20 protein-coding genes are annotated in these 23,153 nt (G+C 38.0%); 12 read left to right on the forward strand and 8 right to left on the reverse strand.

The window, feature by feature from the left end; translation table 11 throughout:
* Positions 1 to 49 precede the first annotated feature (49 nt).
* A complete protein-coding gene (lysC, locus tag PUND_RS08660; RefSeq protein ID WP_010388662.1) occupies positions 50 to 1,441 on the forward strand; it encodes a lysine-sensitive aspartokinase 3 in 1,392 nt (463 codons plus the stop codon).
* Here lysC and PUND_RS08665 read toward each other — a convergent pair.
* Positions 1,415 to 2,173 (reverse strand): 4'-phosphopantetheinyl transferase family protein, encoded by a 759-nt coding sequence (locus tag PUND_RS08665; RefSeq protein ID WP_010388665.1) that lies wholly within the window; start codon positions 2,171 to 2,173, stop codon positions 1,415 to 1,417. The two genes, lysC and PUND_RS08665, sit on opposite strands and share 27 nt — an antisense overlap.
* Before the next feature lie 166 nt (positions 2,174 to 2,339).
* Here PUND_RS08665 and PUND_RS08670 point away from each other — a divergent pair, with 166 nt between their 5' ends.
* A complete protein-coding gene (locus PUND_RS08670) occupies positions 2,340 to 3,662 on the forward strand; it encodes a sodium-dependent transporter (protein WP_010388666.1) in 1,323 nt (440 codons plus the stop codon).
* Between the two features lie 93 nt (positions 3,663 to 3,755).
* Here the strand turns inward: PUND_RS08670 and PUND_RS08675 are convergent, their stop codons facing one another.
* Positions 3,756 to 4,736, reverse strand: coding sequence for a 2-hydroxyacid dehydrogenase (locus PUND_RS08675; protein ID WP_010388667.1), 981 nt, complete (start codon positions 4,734 to 4,736; stop codon positions 3,756 to 3,758).
* 62 nt (positions 4,737 to 4,798) lie between these two features.
* Complete coding sequence (locus PUND_RS08680; RefSeq protein WP_010388668.1) at positions 4,799 to 5,338, reverse strand: glutathione peroxidase; 540 nt, start codon at positions 5,336 to 5,338, stop codon at positions 4,799 to 4,801.
* Positions 5,339 to 5,458: 120 nt separating this feature from the next.
* On the opposite strand from PUND_RS08680, the gene PUND_RS08685 reads away from it, so the two are divergent.
* A complete protein-coding gene (locus tag PUND_RS08685; protein WP_010388669.1) occupies positions 5,459 to 6,340 on the forward strand; it encodes an NAD(P)-dependent oxidoreductase in 882 nt (293 codons plus the stop codon).
* Positions 6,341 to 6,552: 212 nt separating this feature from the next.
* Here PUND_RS08685 and sbcB read toward each other — a convergent pair whose 3' ends face one another.
* Complete coding sequence (sbcB, locus tag PUND_RS08690; RefSeq protein WP_010388670.1) at positions 6,553 to 8,004, reverse strand: exodeoxyribonuclease I; 1,452 nt, start codon at positions 8,002 to 8,004, stop codon at positions 6,553 to 6,555.
* A gap of 330 nt (positions 8,005 to 8,334) precedes the next feature.
* Here sbcB and PUND_RS18370 point away from each other — a divergent pair, with 330 nt between their 5' ends.
* The 4 genes from PUND_RS18370 (at position 8,335) to PUND_RS08700 (ending at position 10,015) form a co-directional block, all read left to right on the forward strand.
* The gene (locus tag PUND_RS18370) at positions 8,335 to 8,484 is read left to right on the forward strand and encodes a hypothetical protein (protein WP_240539503.1); all 150 of its coding nucleotides are present in this window, start codon (positions 8,335 to 8,337) and stop codon (positions 8,482 to 8,484) included.
* Positions 8,485 to 8,555: 71 nt separating this feature from the next.
* Entirely contained in the window at positions 8,556 to 8,897 is a 342-nt protein-coding gene (locus tag PUND_RS18375; RefSeq protein WP_240539504.1) for a site-specific integrase, read from the forward strand.
* A gap of 27 nt (positions 8,898 to 8,924) precedes the next feature.
* A complete protein-coding gene (locus PUND_RS18380; RefSeq protein ID WP_240539505.1) occupies positions 8,925 to 9,344 on the forward strand; it encodes a tyrosine-type recombinase/integrase in 420 nt (139 codons plus the stop codon).
* A gap of 218 nt (positions 9,345 to 9,562) precedes the next feature.
* Positions 9,563 to 10,015, forward strand: a complete 453-nt coding sequence (locus PUND_RS08700) for a hypothetical protein (RefSeq protein WP_010388671.1) — start codon at positions 9,563 to 9,565, stop codon at positions 10,013 to 10,015.
* Positions 10,016 to 10,408: 393 nt separating this feature from the next.
* Here PUND_RS08700 and PUND_RS08705 read toward each other — a convergent pair whose 3' ends face one another.
* Positions 10,409 to 12,250: an acyltransferase family protein gene (locus tag PUND_RS08705; RefSeq protein WP_041708942.1), complete on the reverse strand. Its 1,842-nt coding sequence runs from the start codon at positions 12,248 to 12,250 to the stop codon at positions 10,409 to 10,411.
* 633 nt (positions 12,251 to 12,883) lie between these two features.
* On the opposite strand from PUND_RS08705, the gene PUND_RS08710 reads away from it, so the two are divergent.
* Positions 12,884 to 13,696 carry an alpha/beta fold hydrolase gene (locus PUND_RS08710; protein ID WP_041708940.1) on the forward strand — a complete coding sequence of 271 codons (813 nt, stop codon included), beginning with the start codon at positions 12,884 to 12,886 and terminating at the stop codon, positions 13,694 to 13,696.
* Positions 13,697 to 13,867: 171 nt separating this feature from the next.
* On the opposite strand, the gene PUND_RS08715 is transcribed toward PUND_RS08710, so the two are convergent.
* Positions 13,868 to 16,000, reverse strand: a complete 2,133-nt coding sequence (locus PUND_RS08715) for a pre-peptidase C-terminal domain-containing protein (protein ID WP_010390320.1) — start codon at positions 15,998 to 16,000, stop codon at positions 13,868 to 13,870.
* A gap of 488 nt (positions 16,001 to 16,488) precedes the next feature.
* Here PUND_RS08715 and PUND_RS08720 point away from each other — a divergent pair, with 488 nt between their 5' ends.
* Positions 16,489 to 16,827 (forward strand): hypothetical protein, encoded by a 339-nt coding sequence (locus PUND_RS08720; RefSeq protein ID WP_010390319.1) that lies wholly within the window; start codon positions 16,489 to 16,491, stop codon positions 16,825 to 16,827.
* Positions 16,820 to 18,163: an SPFH domain-containing protein gene (locus PUND_RS08725; protein ID WP_010390318.1), complete on the forward strand. Its 1,344-nt coding sequence runs from the start codon at positions 16,820 to 16,822 to the stop codon at positions 18,161 to 18,163. The genes PUND_RS08720 and PUND_RS08725 overlap by 8 nt, the downstream gene beginning before the upstream one ends.
* A 76-nt stretch (positions 18,164 to 18,239) precedes the next feature.
* On the opposite strand, the gene PUND_RS08730 is transcribed toward PUND_RS08725, so the two are convergent.
* Positions 18,240 to 18,485 (reverse strand): hypothetical protein, encoded by a 246-nt coding sequence (locus PUND_RS08730; protein WP_010390317.1) that lies wholly within the window; start codon positions 18,483 to 18,485, stop codon positions 18,240 to 18,242.
* Between the two features lie 348 nt (positions 18,486 to 18,833).
* Here PUND_RS08730 and PUND_RS08735 point away from each other — a divergent pair, with 348 nt between their 5' ends.
* Positions 18,834 to 20,132 (forward strand): porin, encoded by a 1,299-nt coding sequence (locus PUND_RS08735; RefSeq protein ID WP_010390315.1) that lies wholly within the window; start codon positions 18,834 to 18,836, stop codon positions 20,130 to 20,132.
* Positions 20,133 to 20,327: 195 nt separating this feature from the next.
* Positions 20,328 to 21,254 carry a LysR substrate-binding domain-containing protein gene (locus PUND_RS08740; protein WP_010390313.1) on the forward strand — a complete coding sequence of 309 codons (927 nt, stop codon included), beginning with the start codon at positions 20,328 to 20,330 and terminating at the stop codon, positions 21,252 to 21,254.
* A 67-nt stretch (positions 21,255 to 21,321) separates the two neighbouring features.
* Here the strand turns inward: PUND_RS08740 and PUND_RS08745 are convergent, their stop codons facing one another.
* A complete protein-coding gene (locus PUND_RS08745; protein ID WP_021033099.1) occupies positions 21,322 to 22,986 on the reverse strand; it encodes a BCCT family transporter in 1,665 nt (554 codons plus the stop codon).
* Positions 22,987 to 23,153: the final 167 nt, after the last annotated feature.

Here is a 23,153-nt window from a genome sequence, read left to right on the forward strand (position 1 = left end):
CAAGTTCTTCTTGTTTTATTGCGGTTTGGATGCCGCGAAAGGAGACGAAATGACTACCCAATCAGTGCCACAAGGTTTACAGAGCAAAAAATCAGATTACATTGTTGCCAAATTTGGTGGCACCAGCGTGGCTAATTTTGAGGCCATGAGCCGTTGTAGCGAAATCATTGTAAACGATAACAGCGTTCGAATTGTTGCAGTGAGCGCCAGTGCCGGTGTAACTAATCACTTGGTGGCACTTTGCAAAGCCGATATTGATGCCGCAGAGCGTCAACAGCATATTGATGGTGTACTTGCGATTCAGCAGGCAATTTTAACTGATCTGACCCTAGATAATGATTTAGCGCTTGGTTTTAATAACACCTTTGATGAGTTTCAAACTCTGGCACATCAAATACTAACAACAGAGCAGCAACACGATGAGCTACTTAGCTTTGGCGAGCGTTTATCGTCGTATTTATTTACTCAAGTATTACGCTTAAAAGGCTTAAATTCGCAGCGTTTTGATGTTCGCCAGGTGCTTAAAACCGATAGCCAATTTGGTAAAGCTACGCCTAATGTAGCCGCCACAGCGCTTGCAGCTAAAGAGCATTTAATTCCTTTATTAGAGAGCACGGTTATTGTTACTCAGGGCTTTATTGGCAGCGATGAAAACAATGTAACCACCACACTGGGTCGCGGTGGCTCTGATTACAGTGCCGCCTTGTTAGCTGAAGCAATTAACGCTAAGAGTGTGCATATTTGGACCGACGTAGTTGGTATTTTTAGCACCGATCCGCGTTTGTGTGTAAAAGCCACACCTATTGCGCGTTTAAGCTTTGATGAAGCGGCAGAAATGGCCACTTTTGGCGCTAAAGTGCTGCATCCGGCTACAATTTTGCCAGCCAGTCGTAGCCATATAAATGTGTTTGTTGGCTCAAGCACAGAGCCAGAGCGTGGTGGCACCTGGATTGAACGTGAAAAATCGCAGCTACCTGGTATTCGTGCGGTCACGCAACGTAAAAACCAAATATTATTAACCCTTAAAAGCCCAGAAATGCTGTTAGCGAGTGGTTTTTTAGCGCGTATTTTTACTATTTTAAGTGAATGTAATATTTCGGTAGATTTGGTTACCACCTCTGAAATTAGTGTAGCTATTACCCTTGATAATGCGCCTAATGCATCACGCCCAGAGCTAGATCAAGAGTGCTTAGATAAACTTGCTGAGTTTTGCCATGTATCGGTTGAGAACAATTTAACCCTAGTAGCACTTATTGGGTCTGAAATTGTATTGCGTCAACACGAAATGAATTTAATGCAGGTGTTGAGCGAATTTAACATTCGTCTTATTTGCCATGGTGCGAGTAAACATAACCTGTGCTTTTTAGTTGAGCAAAGTGAATCTGATGCTGTGGTTCAAGCTATTCATAGCCGACTACTTGAAGGCGAGCTTGCTGCTTAACGCTGCAAATGAGATAAATGAGCACTGCCAGTCGGTGCTTTTTTTTGCCACAACGCTTATATCAAACTGCTCGTTTACATCATTTGTTAATGTGGTGCTGGTTGCACTTAGTTGCCTGTTGCCAAGCTCACAAAATACATTAGGGCTTAATAGCTGGGCAATAGGGCGGCTGGTTGCTTTTGCTAATGCCTCTTTTAATGTCCAAAGTCTGAAAAATGTCGCCGCTTTAGCAGCTGTGCACGGTTGCTTAGTTATAAGAGCCACTTCTGCAGCATCATAAAAGTGCTTTGCGAGTTTTTCAAATGGTCGTTTTAAACTGATTTTTTCAATATCAAAACCAAATAGCGAATTATCAATATTTAGGGCCACGCCTACCAAACCATGAGAGTGTGACACACAGCAACTATACACCTGATTGTTATTTATATTTAGCTCAAGCTTACAGGTTTGTTGATTAAATTCAGAGCTGATTTTATCAAGCGTTATATTACTGCTGCTAGGTAATACACTTTTGACTAAATATTTTAGTAACAGCCGCGTTGCTACATATTCTTGCTTTGCTTGAGGCGTTTTACGACGCGCGATGACACTTAATTCAAACGGGCTTAAAAACTGTGTAAGTGTTAGCTCATCAACCTGCAATTGGCTGGCATCAAATAATAAAATGGTGTGGTTATTATTCTCAGCAAGCGGGGTGTGTAATAACTGATTGTCGAAGTAAGCTGAACTCATTATTGCTCGTTAAAAGTGAATACCGATTACATAGTTATCGTTATAAGCTGGATAGTTTGTGAGCGGTTGTTTGCTGTTATGCGCGCTAAGTACATTTTTATTACTCAGTCGCCCTTAAATATGGTTTAATTCACATTCGATAAAATAATAACAGATTTGTAGGTGTATGACACAAGTGCGTGATGGTTTTCAAAGTCGACTTGGTTTTGTATTGGCAGCAGCCGGTGCTGCGGTAGGTTTAGGCAATATATGGGGTTTTCCTACACAGGCTGCTAACCATGGTGGCGGCGCATTTTTATTGGTGTACTTTATTGTTATTTTTTTGCTAGCGCTTCCCGCGTTATACACCGAGCTGTATTTAGGCTACAAAGCCCAAGCTAATCCGGTTAAAGCCTTAGGCCAAGCATGGCAAGACCATGCGCCTAAAGTTGGCGCTGCTGCAGGTTATATAGGCTTAGCTGGCGCAATTGTCATGTTAAGCTTTTATTCAATAGTGGCAGGTTGGATGCTTTCTTACGCCATAGAGCCTATAACCACCTTTCTAGGCTTACAGAGCTTAAGTGAGTTTTTACATAGCGACTCTATGCTACGTAATTTTATATTTACGCCACTGATGCTTATTTTAACCGCCAGCATTATTTTAAAAGGTGTTAAATCAGGAATTGAAACCTGGTCGCGCCGTTTAATGCCATTATTACTTGTTTTACTCGTTGGCCTAATTGCTTACATTGCTACCTTAGAGGGTGCCAGCGAAGGGTTTGCGGCCTATTTAGTGCCTGACTTTAGTAAAATACTCGACCCCGATTTAATTATTGCCGCAATGGGGCAAGCGTTTTTCTCATTATCACTGGGTGTGGGCTGTATGATGATTTATGGCTCTTATTTAAAGCCCGGTGCTAACTTACCAAAATTGACTGCAAGTGTTGCGTTACTCGACACCAGCGTGGCATTTTTAGCTGGACTATTAATTATACCGGCTATATATGTGGCGCAGTTCAATGGCGTTGAAGTATTTAGCAACGGCAAGCTAATTGGTGAAGGGCAGCTTATTTTTGCCATATTACCTGAGTTATTTGGCACCATGGGTGAAATTGGTTTATTGGTTGGCTTACTATTTTTTGTATTGATGTCGATTGCTTCAGTTACATCAACCATTTCATCGACTGAAATTCCTGTGGCTTTTTTAGTAGAAAACCACAGTGTTGATAGAACCAAAGCTACATGGGCCGTTAGCGCCATTGTATTTGTTTGTGCCAGTACTATTATTGTTAATTTTGATTGGCTATTTGGTTTGGTTATTATGGTATTTACCCAATACCAACTCCCGTTGATGGGACTGTTTTATTTTATTACAGTGGGCTGGTTATGGCAGCGTGGTAATAAGCTTCATCAAGCAAGTTCTGGTGCACATTATTGGTTTGCTCAGTACATTCGTTTTGTCTGCCCAGTGCTAATGACCTTAGTATTTGCAAACGTTGCGTTTGGCTAGAATACAACAACAACTCATGTGTTTTTGATAACAAAAAAAGCGAACACTATATTTTGCTCGCTTTTTTGCTTTTTTGTTTTTTGATTTGGAGCGCTATAGCACTTCGTTTGTTAAGCTATTTCCTTGAGTAACCTCAAATGCATTTTGTAAGGTGATATTGGCAATTTCTGTAAGCGCTTCTTGAGTAAAAAAGCCTTGATGGCCGGTGATCAATACATTTTTAAAGCTCACCAAGCGAGAGAAAATATCGTCTTGGTTTATATCGTCACTGTGGTTTTTAAAAAACAGCTCTGATTCTTGCTCGTACACATCAAGCCCTAAATAACCTAGTTTTTGTGATTTAAGTGCCTTAATACAAGCTTTACTATTAACCAATGCACCGCGCGAGGTGTTTATTAGCATAACTCCTGTTTTCATCGCTGCAAATGCGTCATCGTCTATTAAATGATGGGTGTGCTCGTTTAACGGGCAATGCAAAGAAATGATATCGCTTTGTGTAAGCAGGGTGTTTAAATCAGTAATTGTGTAATTACCAGCTTGTGCATTAGGATCGCATACTAAAATGTGAGCGCCAAAACCGGTTAATATATTACACAATGCTTGGCCAATTTTACCGCAGCCAATAATACCCACCGTTTTATTATGCAAGTTAAAGCCAAGTAAGCCGTTTAAGTCAAAATTGTCTTCACGTACGCGGTTATAAGCTTTATGGGTTTTACGGCTAAGCGTAAGCATAAGTGCAATACAATGCTCTGCGACTGCCTCAGGGCTGTAAGCCGGAACGCGCAGAACACGCATGCCATGCTGTTTAGCAGCGGCTAAATCTACATTATTAAAACCCGCACAGCGCAGTAAAATGGTGTTAACCCCAAATATAGCCAGTTGATCAATAACCGCTTTATCTACCGAATCGTTTACAAATACGCATACAGTATCAAATTCTTTAGCTAAAACCGCAGTGTGCATCGATAAACTTTGCTCAAAATAGGTAATAGCGATGTTAGAAAAGCCAGTTAAGCTTTGTTCGAAAAAAGGCCGCTCGTATTTTTGAGCACTAAAAAAAGCAATCTTCATTTATTACTATCCAACTAATCTAGTTACATCAACCATAAACCATTTTTATTATACATGCCTTATCACTTTAATATTGCTGTGGTATTAAAGCGACTATTTGCTGTTTTTATAATCGGTGTTGCCTCTAAACTACTTCTAATTACACTATGAAGTGACTCCGGTTTAGTGCGCGGCGCATAACGTGCAATTAGTTGTCCTTGGGCATTAACTAAAAACTTAGTAAAGTTCCACTTTATTGCACGGTTTTGTGCAATTCCACGCGTATGTGATTTTAAATAACTAAACAAGGGGTGCGTATCGGGGCCATTCACCATAACCTTATCAAATACTTCAAAATTAATTGCAAAGTGTTTTTGATAGTAGTCTTTTATTGCCATACCCTCTAATGGTTCGTTTTTATCAAACTGATTACATGGAAAAGCCAGAATAGTAAACCCATCGCTTTTGTATTGTTGGTATAGCCTTTCAAGCGCACATAATTGCGCCGAAAAATGACATTTGCTTGCTGTATTTACAATAAGAACCGTTTTTCCTTTTAACTGGCTCAAAGGAAAATCACTGTTATTACAAAGTGGTGCGTTAAATTGATAAATGCTATCCATAGATTACCTACCTAATTTCCTTATGCGGGAAATTTTAAAAGACTTTCATTCGCTTTTTTAGCGGCCGATTGACATAATCGAGCTTATGTTTCTAAGTTATCAGTTAAATAGGTCATTTTTATGTCAGTTAAAATTGCATTTATAGGTTTAGGCGTAATGGGTTACCCAATGGCAGGGCATCTAGCAAAAGCGGGGCACAGCGTATGTGTTTATAACCGCACAGCAGCTAAAGCACAAAAATGGGTTGAAGATTTTAACGGCAGCTTTGCACCTACTCCGCGTGAGGCAGCAAGCGGTGCCGATATGGTATTTATGTGTGTAGGTAATGACGACGATTTACGTTCAGTAGTATACGGCAATGACGGTGTGCTAGCAGGCATGCACGAAAACACAATTTTAATCGACCACACAACTACCTCAGCAGAAGTGGCACGTGAAGTTGCGGCAAAAGCGGCTTTACAGCATATCGACTTTATTGATGCGCCGGTATCGGGCGGTCAAGCTGGCGCTGAAAATGGGGTGTTAACCGTAATGGCGGGTGGTAACGAAGCGGTATTTGCTAAAGCACAACCTATCATGGCGGCATTTAGCCGTTTTAGTCAGCTTTTAGGCGAAGCGGGCTCAGGGCAATTATGTAAAATGGTTAACCAAATTTGTATTGCTGGTGTAGTGCAAGGGTTAGCTGAGGGCTTACATTTTGCTAAACAAGCAGGGCTTGATGGCGAAAAAGTAATAGAAACCATTTCTAAAGGCGCAGCTGGTTCGTGGCAAATGGAAAACCGCTACAAAACAATGTGGGCAGGCGAGTACGAGTTTGGTTTTGCTGTAGATTGGATGCGTAAAGATTTAGGCATTGCCCTTGATGAAGCTAAAAATAATGGTGCAACGCTGCCAATGACTGCAACGGTTGATCAATATTACGCTGATGTGCAGGCTCTTGGTGGCGGCAGGTACGATACCTCAAGCTTATTAGCGCGTATTGAAGCACTACATAAAAAGTAATGTAATTGGTAAAAGTAAACTGTTCACAAAGAGGCTAAGAGGCGCTGCGCTTTTAGAGAAAGTGATACACATAAAAAATGAATGTTGGTTTTATGTTTTCTCATTTACCTCTCTTGTTGGGATAGTTTTTTGGTTTTTTACCTAGTAACAAAAAACGCGACCCTTTTTGCTAAAGGGTCGCGTTTTTCATGGGTTATATACACTAAAGCAAATTACATGCTTTGCGCGTAATTGTATAAGGCTTTTAAAATTGTAAGATTTTTTTCGCTGTCATCATGCTCGTGCGCTAGGTTTTCAAGGGTGATCATAAAATCTTGTGCGCTGATTGATGGCTGATCTTCGCCATGCATTAACTTGCTTTGACAATATTGACGCCATTGATCAAGCTCTTGTTGGTTTAGCGTTTGTGGCCAGTTACGGGCGCGGTATCTAAACAACAAAGTATTAAATTTAGGATCTTCAAATTCAAGCTTTAAACTTGCCAAGTCTTCAGGTTTTGCATCACGAATAATCGCAAATTTAGCTTTATCAGCATGGCTAGTAAAGCCATCATATAATAAGTAATCCACGTTCGTGGTCGCGCTGTAATCGCCTTGCTCATTAAATACCTCAGTGACTTTATCACGTAGCTCGGTATTGGCTTTTAAAATGGCTAAATTAGTCAAGCATTGCTCTCGGTCAATACCCAAGCGAGCAGCGTTTTCAGGCAGTAGCGTTTTAGCTGGCGCTAAAATAGGGCACTTATTTAAATGCACTAATTTTAAACCTACGGGTAAATCACCTTCCGCTAAATCTATACGTTTGGTGTATAAGCGTTTACGTAATTCTTCCACATTTAAATCAAGTAATACCTGCGGGTTTTGGGTTAAATCAAAACAAATAACTGCGTTTTTATTTACCGGGTGAAAACTCATTGGTGCCACCCAGGTAGTACAGCCTTGGGTAGCTGTAATACGAGACGAGGTGTGCACTAATGGGGTCATATTAAACACATCAACCATTTCAGCGAGTGCTTTTTTACCACGCAAGCTAAAAAAGAATTGGTATAGCTTAGGTTGCTTCTCTTTAATTAGTTTTGCCAAGGCAATGGTGGCCGTTACATCACTTAATGCGTCGTGCGCAGCGGCATGTTCAATACCATTAGCAACAGTTAAATGCTCAAGCTTAAAGCTAGGGCTGCCATCTTCTTTTAATGGCCACTCAATGCCCTCAGGGCGCAGTGCATAGCAGGCACGCACTAAATCTATAATATCCCAACGGCTGTTATTGTTTTTATATTCACGCTCGTACGGGTCGTAAAAGTTACGATAAAAGCTATATCGGCTTACTTCATCATCAAAGCGAATACTGTTATAACCAGCCACACAGGTATTGGGTACGCTAAATTCTGCATGAATTTTAGCAATAAATTCAGCCTCTACTAAGCCTTTTTGCATCGCCACTTGTGGGGTAATACCGGTAATTAAACACGCTTCAGGATGAGGTAAGTAATCAGCCTGTGGTTTACAGTACTCAATAAGCGGCTCGCCAATAATATTTAAATCAAGATCGGTGCGCACACCGGCAAACTGACTCGGCTTATCCTTTTGCGGGCTTGCTCCCCAAGTTTCGTAGTCGTGCCAATAGATTGTAGCTTGGTTTTCGTAGTATGTTGGTTCGCTCATTCTTTCTTTAAGCCCTATATATTCGTGGGTTTTATTTGCTTTTGTTATTTATTGTCTATTTTAGAAAGCACTTTAATATTTGCATGGTGTGTATAAATTCGCGTATAAATTTTTTGCTAACTGTGTATAAAAAATTAAATGGCAATTAGTTAAACGAAAATAAGAAAGCTGCTAGGCAAAAATCAAACACCGTGTGTATTATCGCATAGAGATAGTTTAAGTGTAAGGGTATCTGCTAAGGGGACTATCACTTAGCACTACCGTTGTCGTGTAGATGGTAAACAGGTAATTATTACGCTAGGGCGTTATCCGAGGCTTAGCATTAAAGAAGTGCAAGACTATATCCCATTATTTCAAAATTGGTTAAGCCAAGATAAAGACCCACGCCTAGAACTTAAACTCATGCGAAACAATGCCAAGGGCTTACCCACAATAGCAGATATTGCAGCAAAGTGGTTAGATAAAAAGTACCCGACCTAAAAGAAAAAACTCAAACACTATACACAAACCAAGTTAGCAAATGGATTGCACCAATCCTTAATGATAAAAATATGCCCCTTGATTTAATGACAATTAAAGATTGGATCACTTACTTTGATGATGTAAAAAAATTAGGCAGTGCTAAAACAGCCGGTACAATATTAGTACGCATAAAATCAATAATAGGCTGGGCTGAAAAACGTGGTGAAGTAAAACCATTTAACCTTGTGCTAACTTTAAATATAAATGATGTTGGCGAACAAGCATCGGTAGGCCAGCGAGTAATGCGTTTTGATGAAATTGCAAAATTATGGATTCAAATTGAAAGCTCAAAAGCCACACCAGCAACCAAAGCATGTTTGCAGCTAATATACATAACAGGCGCAAGGCAATCAGAGGTTCGTTTAGCTTAGCGGGAATATTTTAATTTTGAAAATAACATGTGGACGGTACCGCCCGAAAACTCTAAAACAATCCGCCGGCCAATATCAATCAAGATGAAAAGCATTTTAGACACTCTTTTTATGGTGTATGGCCGCAGCGGCTATTTAATTCCTGATAGTAATCCACACAAACCAATGACCACTCACAGTATTAATCGCTATTGCTGTCGAATGTGGGATCACTTGTTTGAAAAATACAAAATACCCAAGTTCCTACCACATGACGCCCGCCGCCCTTTATCTACATTACTGAGTGAAAACGGTGTAGCGCCGTATGTAACCGAAAAAATGTTAGGACACACAATGCGTGGAGTAATGGCTGTATATAACAAACACGATTGGATAAAAGAGCAAGCAGAAGGATACGAGCTTTATTGCCAGTTAATAGATAAAGCAATAGAAAGTGAGCTTTTTTAAAATTAGTATGACCGTAAAGAGCGTTGCATTCACCAGTTGAACTCACAGCGATAACCGGACATTGAGATTGGCTAAATATAGTAGTTAAGTGATTAGTGAAACTGCTTTTGGCGTTACCACCGCTTGCTCATGGCATTTTTCTGACTTTATAATTATCAAATCTTTCTAATGTACTAAGCTCTAAACACTATAAATTATATTAATTAGAGCTTTGCCCCATGAAAATAGTTTTCTCTATAATATTTATAGCGTTAACAATCTATTCTTATGTTTATGATTTTCAGCAAAAGATACTTTATATAGGTGTCGATTCATTTAACTTTTTAGCTGGCTCTGATGAATCTGTAGTTATTTCGTTTGGTAAAAATGAATCCGACTATCATGCAGTTGTAATAAAAAAGAAAGATATAAAGCAAGGTGTTGAGCTTGTATCAAAATCAAAAAACAACCCTAATTTTTCTGTATTTACAGACTTAGAAGGTGAAGCGCTTGTTCGATCAGAAAAGGCAAAGACATTAGCTAAAGTTAAGGTTTTGAGTATTGATATGCAAAACCAAAGAGCGGTATTTATAGTTGGAGCTAATTTATTAAACACAAATACGAATGAGATTAACAAATTAGATAGAACAAAAGTGATTGTAAAAGGAGAGCCTTTTTTAAAGCTTGTGTAGCAGCATACCCCTTTTTATTTATATTTGAATGAAATAGCCGTACATTTCCTTTTAGCGGTTAATTTACCACTATAAAAGCTTTATCTTAGCTAAATTGTTATAGTAGCTTATTAAAATTATTAAAATTATTAAAATTATTAAAATTATTAAAATTATTAAAATTATTAAAATTATAGAAATATTTAGAATAGATATTTTAAGCTAAAAGTAATGTCGTTAAAGATCTTCATACATTAAAGTTAAATACTTTATCATAAAGTTTTGTAAGAACTATACCGCCCAATATAAAAGCAAGTCTAAACTGACAGCCGCCGATAAATAAAGGTAGCTGCCAGAGCAGAACTAGTAAAAACAACTAGGTTAGATATAACCTAGAAATCTATTTATACTAAATTACTCAAAAATAATGTTGAGATATTGTAACGACTTTTTAGCATACCAAGGACGAAAGTGGGTTGAGTCTTTATAATAAAATGTATACTTGGAATCCATAACTTTACAAATATCAGTACATAAAAAATCAATGGGATCTATGATTCTAATATCTGTAATATTTTTAAGTTTTTTTATAGCTTCATTATGAAGGTTGTACTGTTTTCTAACAGTTTGCACATTAATATAGTTAGGTAAGTTAAATCGGGCAGACATTTTAGGATCAAACTCAATTCCTTTGGGTTCGCCAAGAATTAAATAAGTTTTTTTACTATTTTCTTTTATAAATAGTAAAAATTTATCGTACTCATTAATTCGATTTTTTAACTGCTCTTCTTTTGTTTCTTTATGCTCAGAGAGCATTTCATCTAATAAATAAAAAGAAGTTACAATTTTTTCAAAGTGGATATTTTTAATTATGCCTTTATAGTTTTGGATATTATTACAGCTCCATTTTGGATGAACATAAGATGGTGTAACAAAACACCCCTCTTTAGTTAAGTAATAAATATTATATGTAGAGTTTAATGATTGTACGTATGGATAAGTTTGTTCGATGTGACTAGCTCCAATAAATAATATGTTTTTATCAGAGGACCCTTTTAAAAACCTTATTTTAGAAGAGCCAACCCTAAGATTAGGTTGGGGGTAGTCCCAGTCGCTTATTGCATTTAACGCATTTGTATTTTTTAATTGAATATCATCAGAGTATCTGTAATAAACGCCTGAGGTTGAAAATATAACCGCACTAGATGAAAATATAACTAGGCTGATTAATAAAGGTTTGCATTTTAAATAATTTAAAACGTGACTAAATTCATTTTTAAATCTAATTTTTTCTATATATGTATGACTTAAAAAGCCTAAGAAAATAGATAAAGTAATGCCTAAATAAATAAAAAGATCATTTAATGAGAAATAAAAAATAGCAACAACTAAAGGCCAGTGCCATAGATAAATGGAGTAAGACCATGCGCCTAGTTTTTGGAATACTTTATTGTGAGTAATAAAACCGTTAGATTTCGCTTGTATTATCATAAATGAACCCAAAACAGGGAATATTGCTAAATAGCCAGGCCAAGGCGAGCTTTTTGAAATAAAAATATAAGAACTAAAAATTAGTATAATTCCTACCCATTCAGTGATTTTTTTTTGCTTGCCTCTAAGATTAAAAGGATATAAATAAGCAACACCGCCAATCATCATTTCCCAGGCTCGGGTGGGCAGTAAGAAATAAGCAGCGTTTGGCCAATTATATGTAATTATAATGCATAATATAAAGCCTATAATGGTACCTATTAAAATAGCTTTTTTCATAGCACTTATAGACATAAATCGTTTCATGGCAACAAGTATCAATGGGTAAATTATATAAAATTGCCACTCAATAGATAACGACCAAGTGTGCAAAAGCCACTTTTCTTGAGATGATGAATCAAAATACCCTGATTCACGCCAATATATTATATTTGATAAAAAGCTTATACTACTGCCAGCATGCTTACCTAATGTCTTATAATCCATGGGGATAAGATAAAGCCAACCAAATACCAATAATGCTAAACATAGAAGTGATAATGCAGGTATTATTCTATTCGCTCTCGCAACATAAAATTTTAAAATGGAGAAACTTTCTTTTTCTATTCCTCTGAATATTATTCCAGTCATTAAAAAACCTGAAATAACAAAAAATACATCTACTCCAGCAAAGCCACCTGGCATCCAAGTTGGCCTGAAGTGAAATAATACGACAGCTATTACAGCTATAGCCCTTAGTCCATTTATATCTTCTCTAAATTTCACGTGATGTTCCTGCGCTTTATAGCCTAAAATTGGTTATTAAAAAGTTTAAAGTTCTTTAAGAAAAGTATTTTAAAGTGATTTACCCGTAAAAATAACTTTTCCTACCAACGTACAATTACCATTAATCGGGATTAATTGCTCTAGCTAGTTGGGGTTGGCGGCTTTTAGGAATTTGTGGCCACCTTCGATTATTAGCTGCTTGAATTTAGCTTGGTTGTCGTCATCTAGGCGTGCTACAAAATACTAATAGTGAATGCATTCGGCTTCAAGGTCTACAAAAACCAAATCACTTTCATTAAACTTTGGTTCCATTCCCACACCTTGCACCCTTAAAAAATTTAAGTAACAGCAATCAACAGGATACATAAAGCGTTATGCATCATAAGCTTTAATTTATCAAATAATATCCTGGTAGAAAAAGCTGTAAGCATACCGCCAAGTTACTAAATTTATGAATTATTTAGATTATGGCATAGGGTCACAGAGGTTTATAGTTTTGAATAGGGAAATCTATTAGTCAAAACATGATTTAAGGGTGATTATTTATTTTTAAGATTATGTGATAGAGAAGTTATTTATAAACATAGTGCTTAATGTTATAACTTAAGCCAACACTCCATTTCTTTCAACAATATGAAACTAATAATAAAAACGATTCTATTTTGGGTATTAATCACCTCTACCGCTGTGTTTGCTGAGCTTGCTAAAGTTAAAGTAAATGGCTTTGATATTGAATATGAAATGGTGGGTAGTGGCAAACACACTGTTTTACTTGAGGCGGGTGGCTCTGCAAGGCTTAGTGATTGGGATCCCATTTATAACTCGCTTATCAAGCATGCAAAAGTAATTCGCTATTCTCGAATTGGCAATGGCGGCTCTTCGCAAATAAAGAAAAACTATAGCTCAGAGCAGTATGCTACTGAGGCTTTACTATTACTTAAAGCGCTAAAAATTGATGAACCAGTAGTTTATGTGGCGCATTCTTATGGTGCTTCTATCGCAAGGGTATTTGCAGCAACCTACCCCGATAAAATTAAAGCGTTAATGTTAATTGAACCTGCCTCAGAGCATGATGTTGATATTATGCGTAAGATTGATTTACCGCGCGCTGAAAAAGAAATTGCCGCTATAAAACGTGATGATATGAAAAATGGCATGTCGAATCAGTATTTAGACTTTTGGTCGAAGCGACCTTTGCCCGATTACCCACAAATAGCAGATATTCCCGTGACGGTTATTGCCTCAGTTAAAAAATATGCAAATCCATCGGTATTATTTTTTACTGAAAAAGGGCGTGAAATGTGGGGAGAACTGCATTCAAACTGGGCTAATGCTTTTCCTCAAGGTGAGATAGTGCTAACGCGTAAAAGTTACCACTATCCACAAAATGATGAGCCAGAAATGGTAGTTAAACAAGTTTTGAAGCTATTATCACGCACTCAATAGTGAGATCGGATTATGTTTTTTAATTACGACTAACTATGAGTTCTTTCTGTAATAGGTGGTATTTTTTATTTATTGTGATGTTTATTACGCCTGCATTAAAAGAGTAAATTAAACCCAAATAAAAAGCACTGCAAGTTCACTGCAGTGCTTTTTTTAGGGGAATGATATTAATTATTTAGCAGTTGCAACAAGCTTAACCCAATCGTAATTAGTAATACCTAACAAGCCGATTTGTAATGTTTGGCCTGAACTCACCTCTAAGATACAACTTTCATTGCTGTCTTTGTTGTTCGATAAGCAATCGTATTGTGTTTTTGTTACTGCTGCATCCGCTCGAACATAGAGGTTAGTATTTCCCTCGCCACCCAATGTTTTTATGTTTACAGTGGTTGCGCCTGTAGGTACTACATAACTATAGCGCTGCCAAAAATCTGGAAATCCATAAGCACGAGACGTTAATACGCGAGTATCACTATCTGTAGGTGGTGCGCTATTTTCATAATTAGCCAGGATTGTTACGTTTTGATAGCTGTTATACGCTTTAAGCATAATGTAAAAACGACCTTCTCCTTGACTTATATTACAGCTTTCAGTGTTACCATTTCTAAATGGGCGGCAGTCGTAATTATTTGTGCTCGGCACTGTACTCTTTTTAACATAGAGGTCTGCATCACCTGAACCACCCGTTATGTCGATTGAGATGTTAGTGCTATTTGCAGGTACATCAATATAGTAAATAGTCTCTTGATTTAATGCTGCACTTTGGCCTGTTAATGCTTGCCCTTTAGTTAATTCAACTTCTGTTGGTGAGCCATTTGAAACACTAATCGTTTGGGTTAGCGTGTTTGTATTATTGTTACTATCTTGCACCGTAACAGAGACGTCGTAATCACCCTCAGATACAAAATTATGCACTACAGTTGCACCTGTATCGGTTTGATTATCGCCAAAGTTCCAACTATAGCTATTGATAGTACCTGCTGAGCTGGAGCTTGTTGCATCAAAATTACACTGTAATTGCTCACAGCTGTATTCAAAACGTGCGGTAGGTGGCAGTGGTGTAGTACCGTCGTTATCGCCAACAGGCACTGTGTTATTAAAGTAAGTTGCGACTTGGGGCCAAATCTTACTTATTTTGGCGCCTTTATTGTAGCATCCGCCTAAATGATGAAGTGCAATAACACGATTACTTGATGCCGCAACAACAGGAGAACCGGAAGAGCCGCCTATAGTGTCACAATAGTATCCAATATCAGTATTACTTCCACGCCCATTCGTTGAGGGGGCATTAACTTGGCACAAACCATTGGTGTCTTGATCCGATTCAATCGACAACTCCTTAGGATTACCTGAACCATGTTGCGGAATATAAATACGTTCACTTTGCTGTGCGTTTCGCACATCAAGCCCTAAGTAGCCAAACTGTTCAATATTGGCAAAGTCATTAACACTAAATAGGGTGTAATCTAACGTGTAGTCAGTTTTAAAAAACTCTTTACCTGTTACTTTTACAATAGTTTCTCTGGTTGTCCCATTACAACTTTTATTTTGGTAGTTAAACCACACTTCTGTAGAGGCAAGCTCAGATGCAGTCTCTATACAGTGGTTATTGGTAAATAACTTATTATCGCTGCCAACGCGCCAACCGGTACATAAGCTGCGGCCACCAATTACTAAGCGTGCTACCGGGCGGCTGCGGTCAAACTCTGTTGGGTTGGAATTAGCCCAACACTGCACGTCTTTGCGCTCATTAATACCGCAGGTAGACAAAGGGGCAGGTTTATTTTGTTCATTGATATTTATATTGGCACTTTCAGTGCCGTAATAATAGCTATCAATAACACCAAACTGGTGTTGCTGCTTACTGTTTTTTGGATCAGGATAATACTCAATGACAACGCTGTCATTTGAAACCGACATAGAAGAAAATGAATGCACACCATCATCCCCGTTTAAGCTATCGATTGTTGCAGCGTCCATATTATTACTACTATATTCATATCGCTCTGAGTTATCTTCGCTTCTAACGACTAACTTTGCGTCACCATTTAGATCTACTTGGCTAAAATGTAGCTTTATGTAATCAGCATTAGGGTGCGATACAGTTTGAGTAATTACAGGGCCTTGAGTCGTTTCGATTGTAAATTGCCTAGAAAGATTTACATGGGTATTGGCTTGTTTGGCGATTGTGGTTTTTTTCGCGTCTTGAGTGTGTTGTAAAATAGTGAGCTCATCGATTGCAGCAAAACTGTATTGTGCATATATAGCTGTAGCGAGCAATGCTGCGTATTTACATTTTTTCATCTTTATATCCTTTTTCACTAATAAGTGGTTTGATGTAACGTAAATGATCAACTGCATGCCCATATGATTTAATTTTGAGCAAATAATCAGTACCTAATTTACATACTAAGGGTAGGCCGCATTTTGATCTTCGCCAGAAAAAATTTAAATATTTTTAACTTTACTCGGAAACTATTGCATTTTTTACTTTGAAATCAGCTTATTTCAAAAAGGATAAATGGCTTAATATTCAATATAAAAGTTTGAGCAGAATATGTTTACCGTTGACTCTAAGCGGCTGTCACCCACACTCACTAAAAGTAACATTGTTGATGTTGAGACTTCAGATATTAAACTTTTCTATTTTAATTTTTACAAAAATATACAAGAGCCAAGTATTAATTCTGTTATTTGGGTCGTTATTCTGTAAAATTATCGGCTTAACATTTGTGATTTAACCGTTACATTTGTTGTTAGGGTTAATTATTCAATTAATATAAGCAGACGTTATGATTTTTTATATTATTGGGTTAAGTACGCTTGTTATTATTTTGTGTGTGGCGCTTTATGTGATTTACAGCAATGTACGTAAGAGCCGAGTAAGAAAGTCAAAAGAATATAATGTGTTATTTGATAAAGACACCATCATTGATGATCTTATTGCTCAACTTAGCGAGAAAAACCAAACCCAAGAAAACCAGGAAAAAACAATTAAAGGCAAACAAGAGATCCTTGCAACATTTATAGATTTGCATCGATCGGGTAGTTTTTGTGCGCATTTAAGCGAACAAGAAATTACGTATTTTGTTAAAAAGAAACTAAACATGGAGAGTACTAAAAATGGATAGCGAGCAACAAACAGTCGCTGAGGCAAAAAACACTTCATTTATGGCGCGTTTTGGTCGTCGTAATGTGATTTTACTAACATCCGTTGTTGTGGTGTTAGCAGTTATTGCAACATTAACTTCGCAGGTTATTTCATGGAATGAAGCCGATGAACGGTTAGTTCATCAGTCAGCTTTTACTGGTAATTTAACGGTAATAAATCAAGCGGGCCCTTACTTAAAAGCATTTGGTACCACATCGGCCTATAAAAAAGTTATTTCAATTAACTTTACCGGCGATAGCAGTGCAACAGCGAGTGCCATTGTACCACTCATTCCTATTCGATTCTTAGATACCACGACAGGTGGCGCCAGAGGAGTATCACGTTTTAGATTACCAGGTAATGTACCGGCAAGTGAGTCGGGCGCTTTACGTGGATTATTAAAAATTCATGAAGAATTTGGCTCCCAAGAAACCCTGATATCTAATCTTTTAATGCGTGCCACTACAGAAAATGTAAAAGCGTCGGCACGTATGATGTCGGTTGAGCAACATTACTCAGGTGGTAATGGTCAATTAAGCCAAGATTTTTCTGATCAACTGACTAATGGCATTTTTGTTACTGAGCAAATTATTAGTACTGGCGAGCGTGACAAGTCTGACGATTTAAGTAATTTAAGTAAGCAACAACGCGTTACCATTAATATAAAGAAAGATGCTGAAGGTAAGCCGCTGCGTAATGCACCTATTTTAGGCTCTTACGGCATCACGGTGGTTGATGCGAGTATTATTGATATTGATTACGAAAATAAGGTAAATGCGCGCTTAGAGGCGCAAAAGCAAGCTGCAGCAGATGAAGCGCTTGCAAGACAAAACCTTAAAAAGGCAGAGCAACAAGCACGTACAGAAGTTGCATTAGGCGAACAAGCGATTGCAAAGCAAAGAGCTGAGTCTGAAAAGCTAAAAATTAAAGAGCAAATTGATGCAGAGCGAATAAAAGCCAATGCGATTATTTCTGCACAACAGCGTGTTGCAGTGAAGGCTGAGCTTGCAAAAGAGCAAGAAGAAATTTTAAAACAGCAACGCTTAGAAGCTTTAGGCATGGATGTATTAGCTGAAGCACGTTTACGCGCAAAGTCAGCAGCACTTGATCCTAAATATGTGTTTGATGAAACACTTAAAGCAGAAGTTAAAATTCAAACGGCTTTATTTAATAGCTTAGGTAACAGCCGCTTAGTGCCTGAAATTGTTATAGGTGCGGGTCAAGGCGAACAAAACAATGGCTCTGAATTTATGCGTTTGTTGGCTGCAGATGCGGCTTTGAGTCTTAAAAAGCGTTTAGAAAAAGAGAAAAAGTAAACGTTAAAAATCATTAAAAAGCCCTAGCTTTAATTGCTAGGGCTTTTTTTGTGGTATCGCTTTTTAAACGGTGAGATTAAAATTTAGGGCACAAAGCGTGGCTAAAGCCTTTTTCGGTTAGCAAAAAAGCGGCGCTTGGCGTCGAAAATATATATTCTTCATGAAGAAGAAAGGCGATTGTTCCTTTTATTTGCTCACCTTGATGATCTGAGGCATCGCTAATTAATTGTTCAGGATCTAACTGACTTGGAGTTGGAAAGTTATTATAAAGGTGTTTAAAAATTAACATAGCAATCGTGTTAAAGGTATCGTTATTTTTCATTTTTTGAGCGTCCTCAATTTATATATGTAGCAGCAAACTGGCTGTTTTAAATATGATTTCTCAAATAATAACACATTAAAAATAGGTACATGATCATCCTGCTACTTTTTAAGCTTTAATTTTGCAAGCTACTGCTTTTATTTATTAAAATGATGATTAATTGTCATGCTTACCCTGCTAAAAAGTAGTTTGTGTGTTGCTGGTGTGTTGCGCAAAATCACAAAGTGTAATTGAAGAGTTGTAAAAATACGTTATCATTGTAAAACAACATGTAAAATCAAGCAGGTACTTAGCTCACGCTGACCAAGTTCGAGTTAATAATATCAACAAGGCAAGCAAGGACAAATTATGACACCTATGAAACCTTTAGCACTAGCAGTGGCTATGGTTGTTTTTTCACATCAGGCACATGCAGATACAGATCTTGATAAAGTAAAGCAGCAATTAAGCAGCTTACAAAAACAAGTGGAAATGCTGCAAAAGCAACTTGCGAAAGCAGAGCAAAAAAGTGAAAAATCAATCGAACGCACCATTGAAGTGAAAGAAGATACAGCTGAAGTTAAAGTAGCTAAACATGAACACAAGCCTCAGGGAATTAAAGTTGGTGGTGCTGTTCGAACCAACTACAGCCATACTTCGTATGATGACGATAATAAAAATCGCGGCGGCGATTTTGACTTTGATATTTTTCGCTTAAATTTCTCAGGCGACGTTGGTGATGTAAAATTAAACGCTGAAATTCGCTTTTTTGATTATATGACCGCTGTTAAATACGCTTATGCAGCTTACGATTTTGCTGATGATTGGCAAGTTCAAGCAGGTATTACCAAGGTTCCTTTTGGTAACTGGCCATACAATTCACATAACTACTTTTTCAGCACTAACTATTATGTTGGCCTTGAAGACGACCACGATTTAGGGGTGTTATTTAAGCGTAAGATTGCTGATAACTGGCAGCTTGATTTGGGCTTTTTCAAAAATGATGAATTAGGTGGTGTTGATGGTTATGTAGATAACCGCAGCGATCGCTATTCTTACGATATTGTTGGCTTTAGAGAAGCTGGGGATGGTGTTTATGCCGAGCCAACTAATGCTATAGGCGAGTACAATACGTTCTCAGGTCGTTACGGCTACCACCTAGAACATGAAGGTGGTAAAACTGAAATAGGTGTGTCGGCACTCGCTGGTGGCTTGCATGATGGTGTTGACCGCGCAGGAGACTACAACGCGTGGGCATTACATTTAAACAGTAATATGGGCCCTTGGAACTTACAACTTCAACACGGTGAATACAACTACGACATTGATAACGTAAACCGTATTGCTGTGGGCGCTTACTCGTTTTACGACAGCATGGCGGCAGAGGCAACAATGTCGAGTGCAAACGTAGCATACAGCGTACCGGTACAATGGGGCGCGGTAACAAACTTACAGTTTTATAACGACTATAGTGCTATTTACGACAAATCAGACAACAGCAGAGATACCTGGATGAACGTAACCGGTTTCTCGGTAGCTGCTGGTGGTTTATTTACTTACTTTGACTTAGTTCATGGTAAAAATATGCCATTTGTTGGTGGTTCATTAGCGGGCGATAGCAGCGAAACTGAGCGTCGCTTTAACATTAATATTGGCTATTACTTCTAAACCAATATTCAAAGCACACGTCTACATATTGGGCGTGTGCTTATATGTCTTCACAAACTAATTAATTACCCACACTAAAACCCTTACCAAATTTGTAATTGATTAACTCAATGTTTAAAAATATATTCAGTACTTACTTTTACCTTCAATGGATTGGTTATTAGTTTCTTTGATAGAAACGCAGTAGGAAATTATATGAAAATTAGTCCATTGCCACCGCTAAACAGTCTAGTCGCATTTGAAGCATCCGCTCGACACCTAAGTTTTACTCTTGCAGCAAATGAGCTTAACGTTACTCAAGGTGCGATAAGTCGTCAAATACGACAGTTAGAAGAGTATTTAGGTAAAGCCTTATTTACTCGTGCAAGCCGCAGTATTCATTTAACCTCAGCTGGTCTGCAGTATTATCAGTCTATAAGTCGCTCCTTATTGGATATTGCTGATATAACAGGAGAGGTAAAAAAATGGCAAGGGGATAAAAAAGTAACCGTAGCGACAACTAATGCAATGGCATCCTTGTGGTTATTGCCAAAAGTTGCTGAGTTTCAAAATCAATATGATGACATTGATTTAAGAATATTAGCATCTGATAATGTAGTTGATTTAAACCGTTTAGAATGCGATTTAGCATTGTTTTTTTGTCGCACGCCTCCAGCTAATATGAAGGTGACCACTTTGTTTTGCGAAGAAGTGTTTCCAGTTTGTAGTCCTGGCTATCTTGAAAAAATTGGTAATCCGAACGATCCGAAAGATATTTTTAATAAAACAATTTTATTTTTAGATGAAACACAAATGGGATGGGTTAATTGGGATGAGTGGTTTGCAGGAGTAGGACTTGAGCAGATAGCTCCTAAAAGCCGCATTAACATAAATAATTACCCCATGTTGTTGCAAGCCTCAATTAATGGTCAAGGCATTGCATTAGCGTGGGGGTCTCTGGCTGATGAATACTTACAAAGTGGTGCATTAGTGCGTCCAACCGAGCATGTATTAGCCACTGAATCTAAGTTTTCTTTACTAGAGCCAGATAACGGTGGCCGCATACCTGCGAGTGTAAAGTATTTTAGAGAGTGGCTTTTAACACAACTTCCTGAAGAAGTAGGCGATACCGGTTTAGTATAAATTACATCGCAATAAAAAAACCCTGCTAAATAGCAGGGTTTTTGTTTATTAGTCTTATTATATTGATTTAGTGCTCCACAGGGCCATCGAGTTTTTCTTTACACGGATGTACGTGTTGCGGCAACATTGCCCATGGCTTTGGTTCACGGCGAATGCTATAAAACAAGGTAACACCCATCATTAAAATAAATATAGAAATAGGGAAGCCAATGATGATTGACGCATACTTTATTGCTTGCAGGCCTCCTGCATAAATAAGTACCCATGCAATAAGTGCAATAACTATACCCCATAAAATACGAATAGAGGTTGGTGGTTCAGTATCACCTGCAGCATCTAAAATACACAATATTAAGGTGCCCGAGTCGGCTGAGGTTATAAAGTAAGTAGCAAGTAAGATACAGGCTAATACACTCAGTAATTTACCTAATAAGTTACTGTCTAAATTATCAAATAAGGTAAAGAGGGCACGTGTACTATCTGCTTTGGTTGCTTGTAATACAACACCACCACTAAAGGGTTCTGCGTTTGTTTCTGTAACTTGGTTTTGTGTTACAACGGTTTGTTGTTGTGCAGCAATACGTTCGTTTTGCTCCATTTTTAAGGCGCTACCACCAAATACGGAAAGCCAAATAAAGGCAATAACAGTTGGGGCTACCAAAGCACCACCAATAAGTTCGCGAATGGTACGTCCCTTTGAAATTCGCGCAATAAACATACCTACAAACGGTGCCCAAGTTAACCACCATGGCCAATAAAAAGCGGTCCAAGAGCTTTGCCATCCTGAGTCATTTTGCGAATCAGTCCACAGCCCCATCGAAATTAAATTTTGTACATAATTCCCTGATGTTTCCATAAATACATTTAAAATATAACGGGTCGGACCCACTGCAAGTACTATCAATACTAATAGTAACGACAGCAACATATTCCATTGTGAGAGTAGCCGTATTCCTCTACCAACGCCCGATAAAACCGAGCCTACAGCAATAGTACATAGCACAATAATAAGCACAGTTTGAGTAACAAGGCTAACCTCTATCCCAAACGTTTGTTGTAATCCAGAGTTAATTTGAATAACCCCAAGGCTCAGGGTTTGCGCGATGCCGAAGGCTGTAACGGCTACCGTGATAATATCGGCAACATGTCCTATAGGGCCATAAATTCTATCGCCCACTAGTGGGTGTAAAATAGAGCGAAAGGTAAAAGGAAGGCCTTTACGGTAAGAAAAATAAGACAAGGCTAAGGCAACAATTACAAAAAGCGACCACGGATGGAGTCCCCAATGGTAAAAAGTAAGCTGCATTGACATTGACGCTGCTTCATTGGTTAACCCCTCGGTGAATGGGTTTGCAGCATAGTGCCACATGGGTTCTGCTACAGACCAAAAAACCAGTCCAATACCCATCCCCCCAGAAAATAACATGGCTATCCATGCCCAAAAACTAAATTCAGGCTGATCGTCGTCATTTTCGCTCAGTCGAATATGGCCGTATCGACTTACCATCAAATAAAGTAAAAAACCAACGACTAAAGTTACTAAGCCAATAGAAAACCATTTCATATTGTAGAGTAAAAAAGTCGAAAGGCTTTCAAAATACTGCCCTGCTTTATTTGCAAGTATGACTATGAATAAAATAAAGGCGATTAGAATTACCTTCGATGCGATGGTCACCGTCGGATTTAATCCCTTTAAAAAACCAGACTTAGCCAAAATTACGGATTTTTTCATGTGTGTGCTCCGTTGTCTTTTTTGTTGTTGTTAAATAAGTGGTAAGAAATTAAAAAATTAACCGGCAATTTACAAATGATTAATCCTCATCAATCCATGAGCTTTGCTTATGCGATGTTACCGCTTATTTATAACCAGTAAGCAATATTTATATTATTGCACTCTTA

It is taken from the genome of Pseudoalteromonas undina (genome assembly GCF_000238275.3).
Taxonomy (GTDB): domain Bacteria; phylum Pseudomonadota; class Gammaproteobacteria; order Enterobacterales; family Alteromonadaceae; genus Pseudoalteromonas; species Pseudoalteromonas undina.